The sequence below is a fragment of the Streptococcus australis genome (assembly GCF_015553625.1).
In the GTDB taxonomy this organism is placed as follows: domain Bacteria; phylum Bacillota; class Bacilli; order Lactobacillales; family Streptococcaceae; genus Streptococcus; species Streptococcus australis_B.
This window is the reverse complement of record NZ_JADNGY010000015.1, coordinates 1-5,067: the sequence shown is the minus strand read 5'-3', so window position 1 is coordinate 5,067 and position 5,067 is coordinate 1. Positions and strand designations below refer to the sequence as shown.

Below are 5,067 nucleotides of genomic sequence, written 5' to 3'. Positions count from 1 at the left end.
GCTAAGCGACTACCATATCTCACAGGGGGCAACCCCCAACTACTTCCGGCGTTCTAGGGCTTAACTTCTGTGTTCGGCATGGGTACAGGTGTATCTCCTAGGCTATCGTCACTTAACTCTGAATGATGAACATTCAAAATTGAATACCTATATTCTAACAAAATTTAAACCAGCTGTAAATATCCTCAGTTACTTTTTGGATAAGTCCTCGAGCTATTAGTATTAGTCCGCTCCATTGCTCACACAACTTCCACTCCTAACCTATCTACCTGATCTTCTCTCAGGGCTCTTACTAACATATAGTTATGGGAAATCTCATCTTGAGGTGGGTTTCACACTTAGATGCTTTCAGCGTTTATCCCTTCCCTACATAGCTACCCAGCGATGCCTCTGGCGAGACAACTGGTACACCAGCGGTAAGTCCACTCTGGTCCTCTCGTACTAGGAGCAGATCCTCTCAAATTTCCTACGCCCGCGACGGATAGGGACCGAACTGTCTCACGACGTTCTGAACCCAGCTCGCGTGCCGCTTTAATGGGCGAACAGCCCAACCCTTGGGACCGACTACAGCCCCAGGATGCGACGAGCCGACATCGAGGTGCCAAACCTCCCCGTCGATGTGAACTCTTGGGGGAGATAAGCCTGTTATCCCCAGGGTAGCTTTTATCCGTTGAGCGATGGCCCTTCCATACGGAACCACCGGATCACTAAGCCCGACTTTCGTCCCTGCTCGAGTTGTAGCTCTCGCAGTCAAGCTCCCTTATACCTTTACACTCTGCGAATGATTTCCAACCATTCTGAGGGAACCTTTGGGCGCCTCCGTTACCTTTTAGGAGGCGACCGCCCCAGTCAAACTGCCCGTCAGACACTGTCTCCGATAGGGATCACCTATCCGGGTTAGAGTGGCCATAACACAAGGGTAGTATCCCAACAACGCCTCCATCGAAACTGGCGTCCCGACTTCAATGGCTCCTACCTATCCTGTACATGTGGCACAGACACTCAATATCAAACTGCAGTAAAGCTCCATGGGGTCTTTCCGTCCTGTCGCGGGTAACCTGCATCTTCACAGGTACTAAAATTTCACCGAGTCTCTCGTTGAGACAGTGCCCAAATCATTACGCCTTTCGTGCGGGTCGGAACTTACCCGACAAGGAATTTCGCTACCTTAGGACCGTTATAGTTACGGCCGCCGTTTACTGGGGCTTCAATTCATACCTTCGCGTTACCGCTAAGCACTCCTCTTAACCTTCCAGCACCGGGCAGGCGTCACCCCCTATACATCATCTTACGATTTAGCAGAGAGCTGTGTTTTTGATAAACAGTTGCTTGGGCCTATTCACTGCGGCTGACATAAAGTCAGCACCCCTTCTCCCGAAGTTACGGGGTCATTTTGCCGAGTTCCTTAACGAGAGTTCTCTCGCTCACCTGAGGCTACTCGCCTCGACTACCTGTGTCGGTTTGCGGTACGGGTAGAGTATGTTTAAACGCTAGAAGCTTTTCTTGGCAGTGTGACATCACTAACTTCGCTACTAAACTTCGCTCCCCATCACAGCTCAATGTTATAGAACTAAGCATTTAACTCAATTCACACCTCACTGCTTAGACGTGCACTTCCAATCGCACGCTTTAGTTAGCCTACTGCGTCCCTCCATCACTACATACTCTAGTACAGGAATATCAACCTGTTGTCCATCGGATACACCTTTCGGTCTCTCCTTAGGTCCCGACTAACCCAGGGCGGACGAGCCTTCCCCTGGAAACCTTAGTCTTACGGTGGACAGGATTCTCACCTGTCTTTCGCTACTCATACCGGCATTCTCACTTCTATGCGTTCCAGCACTCCTCACGGTATACCTTCTTCACACATAGAACGCTCTCCTACCATACCATTAAAGGTATCCACAGCTTCGGTAAATTGTTTTAGCCCCGGTACATTTTCGGCGCAGGGTCACTCGACTAGTGAGCTATTACGCACTCTTTGAATGAATAGCTGCTTCTAAGCTAACATCCTAGTTGTCTGTGCAACCCCACATCCTTTTCCACTTAACAATTATTTTGGGACCTTAGCTGGTGGTCTGGGCTGTTTCCCTTTCGACTACGGATCTTAGCACTCGCAGTCTGACTGCCGACCATAATTCATTGGCATTCGGAGTTTATCTGAGATTGGTAATCCGGGATGGACCCCTCACCCAAACAGTGCTCTACCTCCAAGAATCTTTATGTCGACGCTAGCCCTAAAGCTATTTCGGAGAGAACCAGCTATCTCCAAGTTCGTTTGGAATTTCTCCGCTACCCACAAGTCATCCAAGCACTTTTCAACGTGCCCTGGTTCGGTCCTCCAGTGCGTTTTACCGCACCTTCAACCTGCTCATGGGTAGGTCACATGGTTTCGGGTCTACGACATAATACTAAAGCGCCCTATTCAGACTCGGTTTCCCTACGGCTCCGTCTCTTCAACTTAACCTCGCATCATATCGTAACTCGCCGGTTCATTCTACAAAAGGCACGCTCTCACCCATTAACGGGCTCGAACTTGTTGTAGGCACACGGTTTCAGGTTCTATTTCACTCCCCTCCCGGGGTGCTTTTCACCTTTCCCTCACGGTACTGGTTCACTATCGGTCACTAGGGAGTATTTAGGGTTGGGAGATGGTCCTCCCAGATTCCGACGAGATTCCACGTGTCTCGCCGTACTCAGGATACTGCTAGGTATAAAGACTATTTTAAATACGAGGCTGTTACTCTCTTTGGCCTACCTTCCCAGGTAGTTCTTCTATAATCTTTATGTCCACATTGCAGTCCTACAACCCCGAAGAGTAAACTCTTCGGTTTGCCCTCCTGCCGTTTCGCTCGCCGCTACTAAGGCAATCGCTTTTGCTTTCTCTTCCTGCAGCTACTTAGATGTTTCAGTTCACTGCGTCTTCCTCCTCATATCCTTAACAGATATGGGTAACAGGTATCACCTGCTGGGTTCCCCCATTCGGACATCCCCGGATCGGCGCTTACTTACAGCTCCCCGAGGCATTTCGTCGTTTGTCACGTCCTTCTTCGGCTCCTAGTGCCAAGGCATCCACCGTGCGCCCTTATTAACTTAACCTTATTAACCTAATTTCTTAAAAAATTAGAAAACTCATTAAATATTCACAGCGTTTTCGGTTTATTTTCTTGTTACTATTTGATATAGATATTCAATTTTCAATGTTCATCCTTGGTGATCTCTCACCAATGGAGCCTAGCGGGATCGAACCGCTGACCTCCTGCGTGCAAAGCAGGCGCTCTCCCAGCTGAGCTAAGGCCCCACAAGACCTCTCAAAACTAAACAAGACGAACGTGCAGGTTTCCTTATCCTTAGAAAGGAGGTGATCCAGCCGCACCTTCCGATACGGCTACCTTGTTACGACTTCACCCCAATCATCTATCCCACCTTAGGCGGCTGGCTCCTAAAAGGTTACCTCACCGACTTCGGGTGTTACAAACTCTCGTGGTGTGACGGGCGGTGTGTACAAGGCCCGGGAACGTATTCACCGCGGCGTGCTGATCCGCGATTACTAGCGATTCCGACTTCATGTAGGCGAGTTGCAGCCTACAATCCGAACTGAGACTGGCTTTAAGAGATTAGCTTGCCGTCACCGACTTGCGACTCGTTGTACCAGCCATTGTAGCACGTGTGTAGCCCAGGTCATAAGGGGCATGATGATTTGACGTCATCCCCACCTTCCTCCGGTTTATTACCGGCAGTCTCGCTAGAGTGCCCAACTGAATGATGGCAACTAACAATAGGGGTTGCGCTCGTTGCGGGACTTAACCCAACATCTCACGACACGAGCTGACGACAACCATGCACCACCTGTCACCTCTGTCCCGAAGGAAAACTCTATCTCTAGAGCGGTCAGAGGGATGTCAAGACCTGGTAAGGTTCTTCGCGTTGCTTCGAATTAAACCACATGCTCCACCGCTTGTGCGGGCCCCCGTCAATTCCTTTGAGTTTCAACCTTGCGGTCGTACTCCCCAGGCGGAGTGCTTAATGCGTTAGCTGCGGCACTGAGTCCCGGAAAGGACCCAACACCTAGCACTCATCGTTTACGGCGTGGACTACCAGGGTATCTAATCCTGTTTGCTCCCCACGCTTTCGAGCCTCAGCGTCAGTTACAGACCAGAGAGCCGCTTTCGCCACCGGTGTTCCTCCATATATCTACGCATTTCACCGCTACACATGGAATTCCACTCTCCCCTTCTGCACTCAAGTTAAACAGTTTCCAAAGCGTACTATGGTTAAGCCACAGCCTTTAACTTCAGACTTATCTAACCGCCTGCGCTCGCTTTACGCCCAATAAATCCGGATAACGCTCGGGACCTACGTATTACCGCGGCTGCTGGCACGTAGTTAGCCGTCCCTTTCTGGTAAGATACCGTCACAGTGTGAACTTTCCACTCTCACACTCGTTCTTCTCTTACAACAGAGCTTTACGATCCGAAAACCTTCTTCACTCACGCGGCGTTGCTCGGTCAGACTTCCGTCCATTGCCGAAGATTCCCTACTGCTGCCTCCCGTAGGAGTCTGGGCCGTGTCTCAGTCCCAGTGTGGCCGATCACCCTCTCAGGTCGGCTATGTATCGTCGCCTTGGTGAGCCGTTACCTCACCAACTAGCTAATACAACGCAGGTCCATCTGGTAGTGATGCAATTGCACCTTTCAAGCAGATATCATGCAATATCTACTGTTATGCGGTATTAGCTATCGTTTCCAATAGTTATCCCCCGCTACCAGGCAGGTTACCTACGCGTTACTCACCCGTTCGCAACTCATCCGGAAAGAGCAAGCTCCCTCCTTCAGCGTTCTACTTGCATGTATTAGGCACGCCGCCAGCGTTCATCCTGAGCCAGGATCAAACTCTCATTAAAATAATTGTTTGTCTCAAACTCATTCTGTCACTGACAGATTTATTGTTTTTTCATTGTTCAGTACTATAACCTTAGTTATAGCGCCCTGCACATTGGTTCGTCTTGTTCAGTTTTCAAAGGTCTTTGTCGCTCTCGCGCGACAACTATATTAGTATATCACGACC

1 tRNA gene and 3 rRNA genes are annotated in these 5,067 nt (G+C 49.8%); all 4 read right to left on the bottom strand.

The window, feature by feature from the left end:
* Window positions 1–116, bottom strand: a 5S ribosomal RNA gene (gene rrf / locus I2D56_RS09695).
* Between the two features lie 80 nt (window positions 117–196).
* Window positions 197–3,099, bottom strand: a 23S ribosomal RNA gene (locus I2D56_RS09690).
* 129 nt (window positions 3,100–3,228) lie between these two features.
* Window positions 3,229–3,301: transfer RNA gene (locus I2D56_RS09685), tRNA-Ala, on the bottom strand.
* A gap of 53 nt (window positions 3,302–3,354) precedes the next feature.
* Window positions 3,355–4,903: ribosomal RNA gene (locus I2D56_RS09680) — 16S ribosomal RNA — on the bottom strand.
* The 16S, 23S and 5S rRNA genes sit together here with 1 tRNA gene alongside, the layout of an rRNA operon.
* Between the last annotated feature and the right edge of the window lie 164 nt (window positions 4,904–5,067).